We start from the raw sequence: 15812 nt of genomic DNA on the forward strand, positions 1-15812 counted from the left end.
TATCCGCACAGAGAAAGCGACTGCCGCGCCTTTCCGAAGGTTGCCACAGCGCCTATGATCGGCATCACCCTTTTACCACCGCTTTCAGGTATCCAATGATTCGCTTCGCTGCCGATAGCGTCCCTGCAAAAGCCCTGCGATTGTTTCTCGCCGCGATCATCGCCCTGAGCATCGCCGAGCTGTTGGGCTTTCATAATACCTATTGGGCGGCCATGCCGGTTTTCGTCATCGCCCAACCCCTGCGTGAGGATATGGTGGTCCGTGGTATCCTGCGCGTTATCGGCACGCTGGCGGGGGCCGGTATCGGCCTGCTGGCGCTGATCTATCTCGGCAATCCCGTCGCGATCGGTCTGGCCGTCGGGGTGACCGCGGCCATCGGCACCGGCCTCGCCTACAGGATCGGCACGACCTATAGCTATGGCTTTACCCTGATGGCTTTCAGTTGCGGTGTGGTGGTCATGCCCTCGCTGGGACTTGGCGCAAACGACATTGCGCTGGCGCTTGAACGGATCTGGTGCACCCTGATCGGTGTCGCCTGCATCACGCTGGTGTCTTGGTCCTTCACCCCCAGCCGGCACGGCCCCATCCCGCCGCGCCCCATGCCCCCTTCAACCCAGCAGTTGATCCTGCGGATGGCCTTTGCCGCGACCGCCTGCACCATCGGCACGGCGGCCACCGGGCTGACAATGAATTTCGCCATCATGTCGGGCGCTCTTGCGATGACCGTTTTCAGCGCCGTGATCGGCTCCATGACCGATCCGCGCCCGATCATCCGCTGGCTGGTGCCCGGCGTAATCATGGGCGTCTGCGCGGCGGTGGTCTACCGCTCCATCATCGACAGCCTCGGCCTCAACCAGCCGCAGATCTATATTCTTGCGATTCTTTTTGTGGCTGCGGGGGCCCTGCTGCGCGCCCATCCGAAAACCGCCGCCCCCGCCCTTGATTGCAACATGTGCTTCCTGCTGGCGGGCGAGGCAGGCGCGGTCGGTCATTCCTTCGAGCTGACGGCCTTGGGGGCGTGCGGTATGGTATGCGGCACGCTTCTGGTGGCCGGACCGCTGCATTTCATCGCCTCCTTACGAGACCGCGAAAGGACGCAAGCCGCCAGCTGAAGGGGGACAGCCCTTGCAGCGCCTGCGTCCAGGCCCTAATTTAGACAAGAAGCTGCAGGAGTGCCTATTTCATGCCAATGGAAGCCCAGGATATCGAAAACCTGATCCGAGACTCGTTCCCCGAGGCAAAAATCACCATCACCGACCTCGCCGGAGATGGCAATCACTGGGCCGCCGAGGTCATCGACGAATCCTTCCGCGGACAGAACCGCGTCCAGCAGCAGCGCGCAGTCTATGCTGCCCTCAAAGGCGCGATGGACGGCCCGAGCGGCGCCCTCCACGCGCTGGCGCTCACGACAAAGGCGCCCGAGTAACAAGAACAGACCGGCAGGAGGCGCGGCATCGTGCCCTCCTGTCATGCCCGACCGAAAATCCTACCGCCGCGCCAAGTCGTCCATCGCGGGCGACCAGCGTCCGGACAAAGACCGCTGGCCATACCGACGCCCCCGTCGGGCGAATCGGCCCTCACTCACATACGGCCTGTATGCATTGCGCATACGCCAAACAAAGGAACTTCGCCATGAGCGCGCAAGACCAGATCCAGAAAGACGTCTCTGAAAACGATGTCGTGCTTTTCATGAAAGGCACCAAAGAAATGCCCCAATGCGGCTTCTCCAGCCGTGTGGCGGGTGTGCTCAATTTCATGGGGGTCGCCTATAAGGATATCAACGTCCTTGCCGATGCCGAGATCCGTCAGGGCATCAAGGATTTCTCCGACTGGCCGACCATCCCGCAGCTTTATGTCAAAGGCGAATTTGTCGGCGGCTGCGATATCGTGACCGAAATGACCCTGTCGGGCGAGCTTGACCAGCTGTTCAGCGACAAAGGGATCGAGTTCAACAAGGAAGCGGCAGAGCAGATCCGCGCGGCCAACGCCTGAGATCCCGTCCTGCCCGACAAAAGCCCCGCCTCAGGCGGGGTTTTTTCACGCCCGCACGCCTGCCCGATTGCCCCGGCCCGATTGCCCCGTATCGGTCATCCCAGATCGAGAAACGGCCTTTCGTGCCACATTTCCAGCAGATCGCCCGCCATACGCACCGGCCTGCCCTGCAACCGCTGGGCATGCATCTCCAGCATCAGGACGGCGGCAAGCTTGTAGCCGTGCCGCGCCGCATCCATCGACGGACTGCTGGGCACAAAACTATGTTCGATTTCCGCCGCAGCAGAGGTCAGTGCAATCGCGATATCCACCGCCTCGGCATGGGGAAAACGCCGCGCCAGCGCCGGAACAAGATCGACCCACCCTGTCTCGCGGGTCAGCAGAGCCTCCAGAGCAAAGGCCAAAAGCTGCTCTGGCACATGGTCATCGACGCTCTGAGTTCTCAATGCCGAATCGTCTTTCATTTACCCGCCGCACCACTTACCCCGCCATCATACCAGATTATGGGACCATCTTCGCGGAAAGAAATATCTGGACTTTGTGAAGAGCCGCCCCATTTGATGTTGTTTATTTGGAAAGCACTTTCTGCTAGGAAAGGGGCTCCACAGCCCAATGAGCAGCAAAATGCAGTATATCCCTCAAGCCCGCGAACTCGCGCTTGGCCTGTTCACGGCCATATTCGCGATGATCATTTTTCAGGCCGCACGCGGTGCGGGCACCCTGGCCCCGCCCGAGCTTCTGCTCCTGTCAGCCGCCGGTGCCTGCGCGCTGCGCGGCTTCATCGCCAATCTGCGCGAAGGCTGCCAGCCGCCATTACGCGCGGACTGCCTGCGCACCACCGTGATCTGCGCGGCGCTGACCCTCAAGCTTCTGTGGGCGGAATTCGCGCTTACACAGAGCGACGGCACCATGATGGCCGCCAGCCTTGCCGCAATCATCATGGCCCTTGCCCATAATCTTATCTGCCAATCGCGCGGCGCGATGCGCCGCAGCTGATCTTGGCGCGGGCGGGGTTATTTCCCGCCCAACCGGCGCTTCACGCGCCCCCAGAGGCCTTCGGCACGGTCTTCGACACCATCCCACGCCTCTTCCATATCCTCGATCACCGGATCGATAGAGCGCCTGCGAAACTGCCGCCACATCGCGCGCAAAAACAGCAGTACGATCAGCAGGAAGGTCAGGATAACAATATTCGCCCAAGGAATGATCGTCGCATCCGGCCCCGACACAACATTGATCGATACCGCATTGGGATAGATCGAGATCCACTCGTTACGCCAGCCATAATGGGTGATCGACACCCAGACCGGATTAGCCTTGGTCGAGACAAGATCCTGCGCCACGGCTTGCAGGTTAGAGCTGTCCAGCTTGAAATAGGGCGGCCAGCCCCAGCCGGTATCCTCGTTGCGATAGACCATCGGCTTGCCGTTCGGGCGCTGCGTCTGGATGAAAAACACATCGCGGCTGCCCACCGCCTGCGCCGCCTTGTCGGGCGTTGCCCAGAAGATCGAATGCTGCCCGTAATCGATGCGGCGGTTCTCCGTTCCGACAATCCGGACGATGTCATGCTGCGGCAAGGTGTAGTGGAAAAAGGCGAAGACCAGCAGCGCAAGCACCGCAAAGAAACCCCATTTGAAATACCGCATCATGGCCTCATGTGTAGTTCATTAAATAGACGATACAGATCACCACGCCCACCGGCACCAGAAAGACCAGCACCAGCAGGCGCTTGCGCAGGGAGCGCGCATAATCGCGCAGACCTTCGGCAATATAGGCTTCGGGGTCAAGCTGCCCGTCCGCCGCGCGCTCCAGCCCCTCGCGGACACGCGAGCGCGCGTAAAGCGAAACCAGCCAGTAGATCAGGCATAAAACCCCGAACCCGATGACGGCAAAGCTCAGAAATGCGCGCATATGCTCTCCACACCGAGGGGGGCGCCGCCATCCGCTGCGCCTAAACGGGGATATTATCGATCAAGCGGACATTGCCCAACCATAATGCCACCAACAGGCGTGCATTGTCTTCAAGCTGCGCCAGCGGAGCAAGGCTGTCTCCGGCGCGCAGATCCAGATACTCGACCGTGCCGAACCCTTTCGCAGCCAGCTCCGCGCGGGCCGAGGCCAAAGCCACCCCGACATCGGCACCCGCGCGCAAACTGGCGGCAAGCTCTTGCAAGACCTGATGCAAGAGCGGTGCCATGCTACGGTCTTCGTGGCTCAGCCGGACATTGCGCGAGGACATGGCCAGACCGTCGGCCTCGCGGATGGTCGGGCAGCCGATCACGGTCACCGGCAGATTGAGGTCGCGCACCATCCGGCGCACCACCTGCAATTGCTGCCAGTCCTTTTCTCCGAAAAAGGCGCGCCCTGCCTGCGTCATACCAAACAGCTTGGCCACCACGGTCGCCACCCCGTCGAAATGGCCCGGACGGTGTTCGCCCTCCATCGGGGCCGAGACCCCGCTGACCGATACGGTCGTGGAAAACCCGTCGGGATAGACCTCGGCCACGTCGGGCGCAAACAGCACATCCACCCCCGCCTCGTCCAGAAGCGCAAGATCACGCGCCTCGTCGCGGGGGTATTTGCTCAGATCATCGGTATTGTTGAATTGCATCGGGTTCACGAAGATCGTCACGATCACACGGTCCGACTGCGCCCTTGCCGCCTTTACAAGGCTCAGATGCCCATCATGCAGCGCGCCCATCGTCGGCACCACACCGACCAGCATACCAGAGCGTTTCCATGCCGCGACCTTGTCCTGAAGTTCGGCGGAATTACGGATCACCAAGGTCATTTCTTCACCTCGTCGGAAAACATATGTTCGGGCGCAGGGAAACGGCGCGCGCGCACCTCTTCGGCATAGGCAGCAACCGCCTGCCCTGCCGCATCGCCCAACTGCGCATAGCGTTTGACAAATTTCGGTTTGAAGGCGGTAAACAGGCCCAGCATGTCATCCACCACCAGCACCTGCCCGTCGCAGTTCACGCTGGCCCCGATGCCGATGGTCGGCACCGAAATCTCGGCGGTGATACGGTCGGCCAGCCCCTGCGGCACCTTTTCCAGCGTCACCGCAAAGGCTCCGGCCTCGTCCACCGCAACGGCATCGGCCATCAGACGCGCCGCCGCATCCCCACGCCCCTGAACCTTATACCCCCCGAAAACATTGACGGATTGCGGGGTCAGCCCGATATGCGCCACCACCGGAATGCCGCGCTGGACAAGGAAGCGGATCGTGTCGGCCATATGCGCGCCGCCTTCCAGCTTCACGGCCTGCGCGCCGGTCTCGGCCATGATACGGGCAGCGTTCCGGAACGCCTGCGCGGGGCTTTCCTCATAGGAGCCGAAGGGCATATCCACCACGATACAGGCCGCCTGCGCCCCGCGTGCCACCGCCTGACCGTGCAGGATCATCATCTCCAAGGTCACGCCCAAGGTGCTTTCAAGCCCGTGCACCACCATGCCCAGACTGTCGCCCACCAGAACCAGATCGCAATGCGGGTCCATGATACGGGCCATAGGGGTGGTGTAAGCCGTCAGACAGACAATCGGGCTTTGGCCTTTCATCGCGGCAATATCGCTCGGCATCTTGCGCGAGATCTTTGCAGCAGCACTCATGGGCTATGTCCTCCTTTGGCCTGCATATCCTCCGATGCAGGTGCCAGAGCAATAGCCCCCAGTTTCTGCAATTGCAAAGAAAACCCTGCCCCCTGCCACGAAGGTGCCACCCGCCCCCCGAAAGGCCGGTCCGGGCCTGGCATAAATGAAAGCGCGACAGACCGGTCGGCCTGCCGCGCATCCCCTTTTCCCACCCGTGGGAAAACCTGTTTATGCGATCAGTTCCCGCTCAGTGCGGCCTCGCGCTCTGCATCGGTCATGGCCGCCGGATAGATCGCCTCGTCGGCTTTTTCCGCAGCTTCTGCTGCCGCGACCGGATCCCCGCCAGATGCCTGTGCCTTGGCTGCGGCCACCGCGCGGTCATGTGCTTCCTTATCGGAGATGGCCGGATCCTCGATCTTGCCCTCATCCCATGCTTTCGCATCCGCCTCGATGGCTGCGGTATCCGACGAGGGCACCACATATCCCGAATGCAGCTCGGTCATCGGGCCTTCCATCTTCAGGCTTTCCGCCTTCGAACGCACCTTCACGACAGTGCCCAGATCCGTTTCGTCGAACATATCCATGATGTCCTGATTGAAGAAGCGGATGCACCCTGCCGATGTCGCCTTGCCGATGGAGGACGGGTCCATCGTGCCGTGCAGGCGGTAATAGGTATCGCGACCGTTTTTATAAAGATACAGCGCCCGCGCCCCCAGAGGGTTCTCCAGCCCCCCCTTCAGCCCGCCCGACAGCGGGCCATAGAGGTCGGGATCATTGCGGATCATGTTCTTGGTCGGCGTCCAGCTGGGATAGACCTCTTTACGACGGATCACGGCCGTCCCCGAGAAGCCCTTACCGGCCTTGCCGACCGCAACCCCCATACGCATCGCACGCCCCGGCGCAACGATGTGATAGGCCACGCGGGCATAGGGGTCCACAACGATGGTGCCGACCGCCTCGGGGCCGTTGTAATCAACCCATTGGCGGCGGTTACGCTCGGTCAGATAACGCGGATTGATGGCCGGAACGGTCACATCCGGTTCCAGTTCGTCTTGGCGCGCGCGATATTCAGCCGGAACCGACGCTGTCGAGATCCGGGTCGAGGGGCTATCGGTATGCGGCTGTGCGGCACATCCCGCCAACGCAACCAACCCCGCAGCCGCAATCATCGGCAGGCGAAAACGAACAAATAGAGATGACACAGCAGCAAATCCTTTCGGAACTTTTTTACAAACCAGCGCCTGCCGGGCAGATCGGCAGGTCGTGGGTTAACCGGACCTTATTTTCATGTTCCAGTAAGCGGTCAAGCCTATTGACCGCAACTCGGTTCCCCCGAAGGTGAAAAAAATGCAAGCGGTGGCCAACATATGACATTTGCGCCGGTTTCTGCGGCAGCAGGGCGCCGTTTCCCCGATCACACTTAACGCGGATAAATTAAACTTAATCATTCTGCGGGATCATAAGGGCTGATCGTCGCATACGGAGCCGTCATGGCCGTCTTCAACCTCAACTTCTTTGATCTGAGCTATGCCAGTACCACGGCGGGGACCTTCAGCAATAATGGGGGCTACCAGTTCACCGTCAATGTGGACACGATCACCCTGCAACCCGGCGCGACGAGCGACGTCCTTCAGGTCGATGACCAAACCAACGCGACCTTCGATGATGATGACAACACGCAAACTCTGGCTGCCGGATATACGATCGGCGGGGTCAACTATGCGGCAGGCACCATCATCGAGGCGGAATATGATGTCATCGTGCAGGATTCGCTGGGCAACACCTATACGCTGCAATTCGTCTCTTTGAATGGGGATGCGTGGAATATCGAAGGCTTCGTCATTCAGGGGACGCCGCCGCCCTATGGCGAACCGCTGACGGTGATACAGGCCATTGACTATACAAGCGGCAGCTATGCCTATGCCACCTCCGCGCCATCCTGCTTCGGCCCCCGCACCCGTTTTCTTATGGCGGACGGGCAGCAGAAAATGGCCCAAGCCCTGCGCCAAGGCGATATGCTGCGCTGTCACGATGGCACCGCCGCGCCGGTTGCCATGCTCTTGCAGTCGCGCGTTCCGCTGGACAGCGCGCGTGACCATCGGCCCATCCGCCTGCGGGCCCATGCGCTTGGCAATGGTCTGCCCGGAAAGACGCTGATTCTATCGGCGCATCACCGTGTATATATTGCCGAGATTGACGCGCTTCTGCCCGCCTCTTCGCTGCTTGTCCGCCCCCGCATCGGTCGTGCCCCGGAAATTGCGGGGCCTTATATCCATATCGTCCTACAGCGGCATGCGGTGATTTTTGCCAATGGCCTCCCCTGCGAGAGCTTCTGGCCCGGACCGGTGGCGCTGTCGCTTCTGCCGCCGGAAATTGCCCGAAAGGTCCGCAAAATCATGGGTCGCACCCCCACTCCGGCCAAGCCGCTCTGGCCGATGCGGGCCGCGCAGCGCCATACAACCCGCGCCTTGGCACAAGAGCTGCGGATCTCTCTGCCCCAATTCGGCCCATAAAAAAACCGCCACAAAAATCGTGGCGGTTTTCTGTTACAAAGATCGGGGCCTTAGCGGCGCTCGTCTTCTTCTTCTTCGTCATCATCGCCATGCGGCAGGTTGAAGAAGCTGTCCGCATCGGAATAATCGGCGGGCGATTTACGCTCGTCGTCATCTTCCGGCTTCGAAAGCGAGAAATTCTCCAGCCCCGCAATAGAGGACGGCAGACGCGGCTCGTCCGACATTTCCAGCGACTGCTCGGTGGACACCAGCTTGCGGCGCTCGTCATCGGTCATGACGCCCATCGCAGCGGCTTTCTTCGCGGCCTTCTGCACTTCCATATCCAGTTCGGACTGACGGCACAGGCCCAGAGCCACCGGATCGATGGCGGTCATGTTCTGGATGTTCCAGTGGGTGCGCTCGCGGATCGAGGCGATGGTGGGCTTGGTGGTCCCCACCAGACGCGCGATCTGCGCATCGGCCAGCTCGGGGTGGAATTTCACCAGCCACAGGATCGCGTTCGGACGGTCCTGACGCTTGGACAGCGGCGTGTAGCGCGGGCCACGGCGCTTGTCTTCGCCAACAGCCGCCTTGTTGAACTTCAACTTCAGCTTGTAGAGCGCGTCTTTCTCGCCCTTCTCGATCTCGCTGGCGTCCAGCTGGCCATGCGCCACAGGGTCCTGGCCCTTCACGCCCACAGCCACATCACCATCGGCAATGCCTTGGATTTCCAGCTCGTGCATGCCGGTGAAGTCACCGATCTGCTTGAAGCTCAGCGTGGTATTGTCCACCAGCCACACGGCGGTCGCTCTTGCCATCAGGGGCTTGTTGGTCATCTCAGCCATCCTTTACATATCTCTCCCGTGCCGAGAAATCGGCTGCGGGCGGGAGATCCCTACGCCGCGATCCATTTCTGGTGGGGAATTGGCCTCGTATATACTCAAATCCACAGCTCGGGAAAAGAGAAAATGACGAAACTTCGCGTATTCCTGATAATCTTGGCACTTCTGAGCACCAGTCTTTCTGCGCAAGCCGAGGGCGAAAAGGCAGGCCAATTCGATTATTATGTGCTTGCGCTCAGCTGGTCCCCAACATGGTGTGCCTTAACGGGCGATGCCCGTAACTCGCCGCAATGCGACACAGACCGCAACGGACCGCATGATTTTGTCCTGCACGGGCTCTGGCCGCAAAACGAAACCGGCTGGCCCAGCTATTGCAACATGTCAGCACGCGATCCGTCCAAGCGGCAGACGGCGGCAATGGCGGATATCATGGGCACAACAGGGGCGGCTTGGTATCAGTGGAAGAAACACGGGCGCTGCTCGGGGCTTGCGGCGCAGGCCTATCTGGATCTGGCCCGCCGCGCCTATGACAGCGTGAAAATCCCGGATGTGTTCGAGCAGCTGCACAAGGATGTCACCCTGCCCGCCAGCGTGGTGGAGGAGGCCTTCCTTGAGGCCAATCCGCGGCTGAGCGCCGATGGCGTGACCATCACCTGCCAATCCCACCGCATCCAGGAGGTGCGCATCTGCCTGACGAAAGACCTGACGCCCCGCACCTGCGGGGCCGATGTGATCCGCGACTGCCCCCTGACGGATGCGCGGATGGATGGCATCCGCTGAACGTAAGACACCCAAAAACCCCCAAGGAAACCGAGGGGGTTCATGGTGCGGGCAAACCCGCCAGCTTTCTCAACACGTCGAAACTCAGAGAGCCCCTTCACGCTGTGCTTTTTTACGCGCCAGTTTACGGGCACGGCGAACGGCTTCCGCCTTCTCGCGCGCTTTCTTCACGGACGGCTTCTCGAAATGTTGCCGAAGCTTCATTTCACGGAAAACGCCTTCACGTTGAAGTTTCTTCTTCAGGGCACGAAGCGCCTGATCGACGTTGTTATCGCGAACGCTGACCTGCATGGTGTCACCACCTTCCTAAGTTAGAGTTGCATCGGTTTGCAGGAGCGCTTCATATAGCTATAAACCTTCCATTTGTCCACCACCTGAAAGGGGCCCGAAAGGGAAAGGCCATGAAAAACGATCATCTCGATGCCGATCGCGCCAAATCAGAGCTGTTGGATGCGATCCTGCCCCATGTTCCTTTCGATGGCTGGGCCAAACCGGCCTTCGATATGGCCGTAAGTGATTCGGATATCGACCCGGGTGTCGCCAAGATCCTCTGCCCTCGGGGGGCGCTGGATCTGGCGGTGGAATATCACCGGCGCGGGGATCGGGCGATGGTAAGCGCCCTGAAAACCGCCGATCTGTCAGCGATGAAATTCCGTGACAGGGTCGCCTTTGCCCTGCGCACCCGTCTCGAAGCTGTCGACCCCGAACTGGTGCGCCGAGGGGCTGCAACTTTTGCCCTGCCGCAAAATGCCGCGACCGGCACCCGACTGGTCTGGGACACCTGCGACCTGATCTGGACCACGCTTGGCGACAGCTCGACCGATTACAACTGGTACACCAAACGCATGACACTGACCGGCGTCTATTCGGCTTCAGTGCTGTACTGGATGGGCGATGAAAGCGAAGACCATGCAGAGACCTGGGCCTTTATCGACCGCCGGATCGAGGATGTCATGCAATTCGAGAAAGTGAAGGGCAGCGTCATGAAGCTGCCCTTTGTGAAGACCATGCTTTCGGGCATTCGCGCGCCGCAGGGCTGCGAGGATCTGCCCGGCAAAACCGCGGCCCCGCAGGATAAGGACTGAAAAATGAGCCTCCCCCATGAAATGCAGGTGATGGAAATCACCCAACCGGGCGCCCCCGAGGTCTTGCAACCCGCCCATCGCGCCGTGCCTGTGCCGGGCTATGGCGAGATCCTGATCGAGGTGGCCTATGCAGGTGTCAACCGTCCTGATGCGCTGCAACGCGCCGGAGCCTATGATCCCCCGCCCGGCGCATCCGATTTGCCCGGGCTGGAATGTTCGGGCCGTGTGGCTGCGTGCGGGCCGGGTGTCAGCGACTGGTCCGTGGGCGACGAGGTCTGCGCGCTTCTGCCCGGTGGCGGCTATGCCGAATTTGTCACCTGCCCTGCTGCCCATGCCCTGCCCGTCCCGAAAGGTATGGACCTGAAACTGGCCGCCTGCCTGCCCGAGACCTGCTTCACCGTCTGGTCCAACGTGGTGATGCGCGGCGGTCTGAAAGGTGGCGAACGCTTTCTGGTGCATGGCGGCTCGTCCGGCATCGGCACCACCGCCATCCAGATCGCCCGCGCGCTCGGCGCCACGGTTTTTGCCACGGCGGGCTCCGCCGAAAAATGCAAGGCCTGCGCGGATCTGGGCGCCACCGCCATCAATTATCGCGAGGAGGATTTCGTCAAGATTCTCACCGCTCAGGGCGGTGCGGATCTGATCCTCGATATGGTCGGAGGCGAGTATATCAAGCGCGATCTCAAAGCTTTGGCAATGGACGGGCGGCTGGTCTTTATCGCCTTCCTCCAAGGGCCGAAAGCCGAAATCAATTTCGCCCCCGTGATGACCCGCCGTCTGACCATCACCGGCTCGACGCTGCGCCCACAAACCGATGCACAGAAAGCCGTTATCGCAAGCGAGTTGCTCGAAAGGGTCTGGCCGATGGTCGAAACGGGCAAGCTAAAAGTGTTGCTGGATTCAACCTACCCCCTAACCGAAGCCGCCGCAGCTCACGCCCGCATGGAGAGCTCGACCCATATCGGCAAGATCGTCCTGAAGGTCAAATAACCTCCGTCTCGGGGCGGGCCTTCGGAAACAGAAGCCGCGCCACACACAGGCCACGGACAACAAAAAAGCCGCTGCCCTTTCGGGCGCGGCTTGTTCTTTGGAACTGGGTGCGGGAATAAATAACGGCCGCTCCCTGCCTGACTTTACTCTGTGACGAAGGGCAGCAGCATCATGAGCTGGACGTATCTGGCAAGCTGTTGGGTAATGGCTACATGTCAAAGCCCGCCGGAGAGGCGGGCTATGTATCGAACTCTCGTTCACTAAAGCTGGCTACCTGACCTTGTCTGCGCCGTATGATTTGGGTGTAGCAGCTGCGGCTGTTGGTTTTGATGCAGCACTGAGCCGACTCTGTGCTGGGCGAGAAACAACACTCAAGTTCTCCGGGGCCGAAATCGGAAAGAAGCTGCCATGCGATTCAAGCGCGAAAGATGTGCTTCTATCTCACGTTCCGCCAGGTTAAAATGTTGCCGCAGTGTGTTGGCGATCAGCGCGAATTCAATCTTCAAATTCGTGGCGAAAATTCCGGTGTCATCTGTTCCCACGACAACATCAGATTTTACTGACAAAGGTGTATCGGGCGCAAGGCCAAGCCAGCGGAACAGATGGTGTTCATGAAACTCTCGCTAATAGCTGATGCGCAGGTTGCTGGTCGGCAAGGCCTCTATCGCCATACCGCGCTTGACGATCTCAGTCAGCAAGGCGTTCTGTAGTGCCAGCAAAGCCTCGGCCGGCAGATAGTTTGTATCAACCTCGCAGGTCTCTGACCCGCGCCCTGATTCCCATCGCTTCATCGTTTCTAGGTGAAGGGCGAAAGCCGCCGGTTACTTCAACAGCGCCTCCTGGATCAGGAGCAGTTCCGCACCCGACGTGGTCCCGGACATCGATTGGGTAAGATGGCTGACTTCACGTTCAGCGCGGCGTCTCCATAGATCGAAGCGGCCCCAGTCAGGTTCATCGAACCATCCCGGGACCAGGAGCTCTAGCAAATCAAGCCGTCGCATTCGCCAGGCGGCCAGCAGTAGGGGACAGTCGGGACGGCATACGGATCACGATCATCAGCAATGTGGGGGGCCTCTTTGGAGGCCCTTCTTCATTCCAAGGTATTGATAGACAATAAAAAAGCCTCCTTAGGGAGGCTTTGCGGCTGATTGGTAAGATTTCATTGGTTGCGGGAGTAGGATTTGAACCTACGACCTTCAGGTTATGAGCCTGACGAGCTACCGGGCTGCTCCATCCCGCGTTATTTTGTGTCTGATTTGGGGGGTGTTATCGTTATAGAGATGAATGACGCTCTTTATTAGGTTTGGCGGTGACCTACTCTCCCACGTCTTGAGACGCAGTACCATTGGCGTGTTGGCCCTTAACGGCCGGGTTCGGAATGGGACCGGGTGTATAGCCAGCGCTATGACCACCAAACCGAATAAAGAGCGTCCAAGTCAAATTGTATGCATGATTTTGATCTGCAGGAGTGTCTGTCTACTACTGGATCAAATCAAGCCAATCGGGCAATTAGTACTGGTCAACTGAATGCATTGCTGCACTTACATCTCCAGCCTATCGACGTGGTGGTCTTCCACGGCCCTCAAGGGATACCTAGTTTTGAAGGGGGCTTCCCGCTTAGATGCTTTCAGCGGTTATCCTGTCCGGACATAGCTACCCAGCACTACCGTTGGCACGATAACTGGTCCACCAGTGGTCCGTTCACCCCGGTCCTCTCGTACTAGGGGCAACTCTTCTCAAGTATCCTACACCCACGGCAGATAGGGACCGAACTGTCTCACGACGTTCTAAACCCAGCTCACGTACCTCTTTAAACGGCGAACAGCCGTACCCTTGGGACCTGCTCCAGCCCCAGGATGAGATGAGCCGACATCGAGGTGCCAAACGGTGCCGTCGATATGGACTCTTGGGCACCATCAGCCTGTTATCCCCAGAGTACCTTTTATCCGTTGAGCGATGGCCCTCCCACTTGGGACCACCGGATCACTATGGCCGACTTTCGTCTCTGCTCGACTTGTCAGTCTCGCAGTCAGGCAGGCTTTTGCCATTGCACTCAACGACCGATTTCCGACCGGTCTGAGCCCACCTTCGCGCGCCTCCGTTACTCTTTGGGAGGCGACCGCCCCAGTCAAACTACCCGCCACACAGGGTCCCGGATCCGGATAACGGACCGCGGTTAGACATCAAGAGTGCGAAGGGTGGTATCTCAAGGATGCCTCCACCGGAACTGGCGTTCTGGTTTCAAAGGCTACCACCTATCCTGCACATCACAATCCTGATGCCAGTGTGAAGCTGTAGTAAAGGTTCATGGGGTCTTTCCGTCTAACCGCGGGTAGTGTGCATCTTGACACACAGTTCAATTTCGCTGAGTCCACGTTTGAGACAGCGGGGAGATCGTTACGCCATTCGTGCAGGTCGGAACTTACCCGACAAGGAATTTCGCTACCTTAGGACCGTTATAGTTACGGCCGCCGTTTACCGGGGCTTCAATTCAGAGCTTGCACCCCTCCTTTTAACCTTCCGGCACCGGGCAGGCGTCAGACTGTATACGTCGCCTTACGGCTTCGCACAGCCCTGTGTTTTAAGTAAACAGTCGCCACCCCCTAGTTTGTGCCCCCCACCACTAGTTGCCTAGCGATGGGGCCTCCTTCTCGCGAACTTACGGAGGCATTTTGCCGAGTTCCTTAAACGTGGTTCTCTCAAGCGCCTTGGTATTCTCTACCAGTCCACCTGTGTCGGTTTCGGGTACGGTCTTATAGAGAGGCTATTTCCAGGGACCTGTAGGCTGCCCACACAATCCGATAAGTGTGAACAACGGTTCAGATCCGTCACCATCTCACGGCCCAGGAATATTAACCTGGTTCCCATCGACTACGCCTTTCGGCCTCGCCTTAGGGGCCGGCTTACCCTGCTCAGATTAGCTTTAAGCAGGAACCCTTGGACTTTCGGCGACAGGGTCTCTCACCCTGTTTGTCGCTACTCATGTCAACATTCTCACTTCTGATCACTCCACCGGATGCCTTACAGCCCGGCTTCACAGTCAGAACATTGCCTCCAATGTATCCGAGGATACTAAGGAGGCAGCGTTCTATATCACAGAACGCTCCGCTACCACGCACTTCACAGTGCATCCAAAGCTTCGGCTCGTGGCTTGAGCCCCGTTACATCTTCGCCGCAGGACCTCTTGACTAGACCAGTGAGCTGTTACGCTATCTTTAAAGGATGGCTGCTTCTAAGCCAACCTCCTGGTTGTTTTGGAAGTCCCACATGCTTTCCCACTTAGCCACGAATTGGGGGCCTTAGCTGTTGGTCAGGGTTGTTTCCCTCTCCACGACGGACGTTAGCACCCGCCGTGTGTCTGCCGATCAGTTCTTCCCGGTATTCGGAGTTTGCTTAGACTCAGTAAGGCTGTGGGCCCCCATCATCCATGCAGTGCTCTACCCCCGGGAGAATACAATCGACGCGCTACCTAAATAGCTTTCGCGGAGAACCAGCTATCTCCGAGTTTGATTGGCCTTTCACCCCTAGCCACACGTCATCCGGACCCTTTTCAACGGGTGTCGGTTCGGACCTCCAGTTGGTGTTACCCAACCTTCATCCTGCACATGGCTAGATCACTCGGTTTCGGGTCTGATCCCACGAACTCGTCGCCCTTTTAAGACTCGCTTTCGCTGCGCCTACACCTATCGGCTTAAGCTTGCTCGTAAGACCAAGTCGTTGACCCATTATACAAAAGGTACGCCGTCAGAGCTCGAGGCTCCTCCGACTGCTTGTAGGCGTCCGGTTTCAGAAACTGTTTCACTCCCCTCGTCGGGGTGCTTTTCACCTTTCCCTCACGGTACTGGTTCGCTATCGGTCAGTAAGGAGTACTTAGCCTTCGAAGGTGGTCCTCCGATCTTCAGACAGGATTTCACGTGTCCCGCCCTACTTAATACGTCCCGTTGAGCTTCGTATACGGGGCTATCACCCATATTGCTGGACATTCCAGACCATTCTACTCACTCTCAAGGCTCGGCTGGTCCGCGTTCGCTCGCCAC

At 59.2% G+C, this 15812-nt stretch carries 16 protein-coding genes, 1 tRNA gene and 2 rRNA genes (1 of these 19 only partly in view); 8 read left to right on the forward strand and 11 right to left on the reverse strand.

Going from position 1 to position 15812, the window contains the following annotated elements:
• Positions 1-95 precede the first annotated feature (95 nt).
• The 3 genes from RPE78_RS04960 to grxD all read left to right on the forward strand — a co-directional run bounded on the left by RPE78_RS04960 (position 96) and on the right by grxD (position 1992).
• Positions 96-1112 (forward strand): FUSC family protein, encoded by a 1017-nt coding sequence (locus tag RPE78_RS04960; RefSeq protein ID WP_406721393.1) that lies wholly within the window; start codon positions 96-98, stop codon positions 1110-1112.
• A gap of 71 nt (positions 1113-1183) precedes the next feature.
• Positions 1184-1426, forward strand: coding sequence for a BolA/IbaG family iron-sulfur metabolism protein (locus RPE78_RS04965; RefSeq protein WP_339108389.1), 243 nt, complete (start codon positions 1184-1186; stop codon positions 1424-1426).
• 206 nt (positions 1427-1632) lie between these two features.
• Positions 1633-1992 (forward strand): Grx4 family monothiol glutaredoxin, encoded by a 360-nt coding sequence (gene grxD / locus RPE78_RS04970; protein WP_339108390.1) that lies wholly within the window; start codon positions 1633-1635, stop codon positions 1990-1992.
• Between the two features lie 95 nt (positions 1993-2087).
• Here grxD and RPE78_RS04975 read toward each other — a convergent pair whose 3' ends face one another.
• On the reverse strand, positions 2088-2456 hold the full coding sequence (locus RPE78_RS04975; protein ID WP_406721394.1) for a hypothetical protein: 369 nt from the start codon (positions 2454-2456) through the stop codon (positions 2088-2090).
• Between the two features lie 160 nt (positions 2457-2616).
• Here RPE78_RS04975 and RPE78_RS04980 point away from each other — a divergent pair, with 160 nt between their 5' ends.
• Complete coding sequence (locus tag RPE78_RS04980) at positions 2617-2988, forward strand: hypothetical protein (RefSeq protein ID WP_339108392.1); 372 nt, start codon at positions 2617-2619, stop codon at positions 2986-2988.
• Positions 2989-3005: 17 nt separating this feature from the next.
• Here the strand turns inward: RPE78_RS04980 and RPE78_RS04985 are convergent, their stop codons facing one another.
• The 5 genes from RPE78_RS04985 to RPE78_RS05005 form a co-directional block, all read right to left on the reverse strand.
• A complete protein-coding gene (locus RPE78_RS04985) occupies positions 3006-3641 on the reverse strand; it encodes a DUF1523 family protein (protein WP_406721395.1) in 636 nt (211 codons plus the stop codon).
• Between the two features lie 4 nt (positions 3642-3645).
• Entirely contained in the window at positions 3646-3903 is a 258-nt protein-coding gene (locus tag RPE78_RS04990) for a hypothetical protein (RefSeq protein ID WP_406721396.1), read from the reverse strand.
• Between the two features lie 40 nt (positions 3904-3943).
• Entirely contained in the window at positions 3944-4783 is an 840-nt protein-coding gene (gene panC / locus RPE78_RS04995; protein WP_339108395.1) for a pantoate--beta-alanine ligase, read from the reverse strand.
• A complete protein-coding gene (gene panB, locus RPE78_RS05000) occupies positions 4780-5604 on the reverse strand; it encodes a 3-methyl-2-oxobutanoate hydroxymethyltransferase (protein ID WP_406721397.1) in 825 nt (274 codons plus the stop codon). Before panB ends, panC begins: the two co-directional genes overlap by 4 nt.
• 218 nt (positions 5605-5822) lie before the next feature.
• Entirely contained in the window at positions 5823-6788 is a 966-nt protein-coding gene (locus tag RPE78_RS05005; protein ID WP_339108397.1) for a L,D-transpeptidase, read from the reverse strand.
• Between the two features lie 288 nt (positions 6789-7076).
• Here RPE78_RS05005 and RPE78_RS05010 point away from each other — a divergent pair, with 288 nt between their 5' ends.
• Positions 7077-8099 (forward strand): Hint domain-containing protein, encoded by a 1023-nt coding sequence (locus RPE78_RS05010; protein WP_406721398.1) that lies wholly within the window; start codon positions 7077-7079, stop codon positions 8097-8099.
• Positions 8100-8149: 50 nt separating this feature from the next.
• On the opposite strand, the gene RPE78_RS05015 is transcribed toward RPE78_RS05010, so the two are convergent.
• Complete coding sequence (locus tag RPE78_RS05015; protein ID WP_406721399.1) at positions 8150-8914, reverse strand: DUF1013 domain-containing protein; 765 nt, start codon at positions 8912-8914, stop codon at positions 8150-8152.
• 132 nt (positions 8915-9046) lie between these two features.
• Between RPE78_RS05015 and RPE78_RS05020 the strand changes: the two genes are divergently transcribed.
• A complete protein-coding gene (locus RPE78_RS05020; RefSeq protein ID WP_406721400.1) occupies positions 9047-9700 on the forward strand; it encodes a ribonuclease T2 family protein in 654 nt (217 codons plus the stop codon).
• 84 nt (positions 9701-9784) lie between these two features.
• Here the strand turns inward: RPE78_RS05020 and rpsU are convergent, their stop codons facing one another.
• Entirely contained in the window at positions 9785-9991 is a 207-nt protein-coding gene (gene rpsU, locus RPE78_RS05025) for a 30S ribosomal protein S21 (RefSeq protein ID WP_083217574.1), read from the reverse strand.
• Between the two features lie 110 nt (positions 9992-10101).
• Between rpsU and RPE78_RS05030 the strand changes: the two genes are divergently transcribed.
• Together RPE78_RS05030 and RPE78_RS05035 are read left to right on the forward strand one after the other, a co-directional pair.
• On the forward strand, positions 10102-10785 hold the full coding sequence (locus RPE78_RS05030; protein ID WP_406721401.1) for a COQ9 family protein: 684 nt from the start codon (positions 10102-10104) through the stop codon (positions 10783-10785).
• A 3-nt stretch (positions 10786-10788) separates the two neighbouring features.
• The gene (locus tag RPE78_RS05035) at positions 10789-11775 is read left to right on the forward strand and encodes an NAD(P)H-quinone oxidoreductase (RefSeq protein WP_406721402.1); all 987 of its coding nucleotides are present in this window, start codon (positions 10789-10791) and stop codon (positions 11773-11775) included.
• 1163 nt (positions 11776-12938) lie between these two features.
• Here the strand turns inward: RPE78_RS05035 and RPE78_RS05040 are convergent.
• The 3 genes from RPE78_RS05040 to RPE78_RS05050 form a co-directional block, all read right to left on the reverse strand.
• A tRNA-Met gene (locus RPE78_RS05040) sits at positions 12939-13015 on the reverse strand.
• A 61-nt stretch (positions 13016-13076) separates the two neighbouring features.
• A 5S ribosomal RNA gene (gene rrf / locus RPE78_RS05045) occupies positions 13077-13191 on the reverse strand.
• 72 nt (positions 13192-13263) lie between these two features.
• Positions 13264-15812, reverse strand: a 23S ribosomal RNA gene (locus RPE78_RS05050) (it continues 282 nt past the right edge of the window).

Source organism: Thioclava litoralis, from assembly GCF_045278885.1.
Lineage (GTDB): Bacteria > Pseudomonadota > Alphaproteobacteria > Rhodobacterales > Rhodobacteraceae > Thioclava > Thioclava litoralis.

What these genes read in the sequence shown, in the direction of transcription:
- RPE78_RS04960 (WP_406721393.1), top strand. Translation starts at nt 96, where the DNA reads ATGATTCGCTTCGCTGCCGATAGCGTCCCTGCAAAAGCCCTGCGATTG.
- RPE78_RS04965 (WP_339108389.1), top strand. Translation starts at nt 1,184, where the DNA reads ATGCCAATGGAAGCCCAGGATATCGAAAACCTGATCCGAGACTCGTTC.
- grxD (WP_339108390.1), top strand. Translation starts at nt 1,633, where the DNA reads ATGAGCGCGCAAGACCAGATCCAGAAAGACGTCTCTGAAAACGATGTC.
- RPE78_RS04975 (WP_406721394.1), bottom strand. Translation starts at nt 2,456, where the DNA reads ATGAAAGACGATTCGGCATTGAGAACTCAGAGCGTCGATGACCATGTG.
- RPE78_RS04980 (WP_339108392.1), top strand. Translation starts at nt 2,617, where the DNA reads ATGCAGTATATCCCTCAAGCCCGCGAACTCGCGCTTGGCCTGTTCACG.
- RPE78_RS04985 (WP_406721395.1), bottom strand. Translation starts at nt 3,641, where the DNA reads ATGATGCGGTATTTCAAATGGGGTTTCTTTGCGGTGCTTGCGCTGCTG.
- RPE78_RS04990 (WP_406721396.1), bottom strand. Translation starts at nt 3,903, where the DNA reads ATGCGCGCATTTCTGAGCTTTGCCGTCATCGGGTTCGGGGTTTTATGC.
- panC (WP_339108395.1), bottom strand. Translation starts at nt 4,783, where the DNA reads ATGACCTTGGTGATCCGTAATTCCGCCGAACTTCAGGACAAGGTCGCG.
- panB (WP_406721397.1), bottom strand. Translation starts at nt 5,604, where the DNA reads ATGAGTGCTGCTGCAAAGATCTCGCGCAAGATGCCGAGCGATATTGCC.
- RPE78_RS05010 (WP_406721398.1), top strand. Translation starts at nt 7,077, where the DNA reads ATGGCCGTCTTCAACCTCAACTTCTTTGATCTGAGCTATGCCAGTACC.
- RPE78_RS05015 (WP_406721399.1), bottom strand. Translation starts at nt 8,914, where the DNA reads ATGACCAACAAGCCCCTGATGGCAAGAGCGACCGCCGTGTGGCTGGTG.
- RPE78_RS05020 (WP_406721400.1), top strand. Translation starts at nt 9,047, where the DNA reads ATGACGAAACTTCGCGTATTCCTGATAATCTTGGCACTTCTGAGCACC.
- rpsU (WP_083217574.1), bottom strand. Translation starts at nt 9,991, where the DNA reads ATGCAGGTCAGCGTTCGCGATAACAACGTCGATCAGGCGCTTCGTGCC.
- RPE78_RS05030 (WP_406721401.1), top strand. Translation starts at nt 10,102, where the DNA reads ATGAAAAACGATCATCTCGATGCCGATCGCGCCAAATCAGAGCTGTTG.
- RPE78_RS05035 (WP_406721402.1), top strand. Translation starts at nt 10,789, where the DNA reads ATGAGCCTCCCCCATGAAATGCAGGTGATGGAAATCACCCAACCGGGC.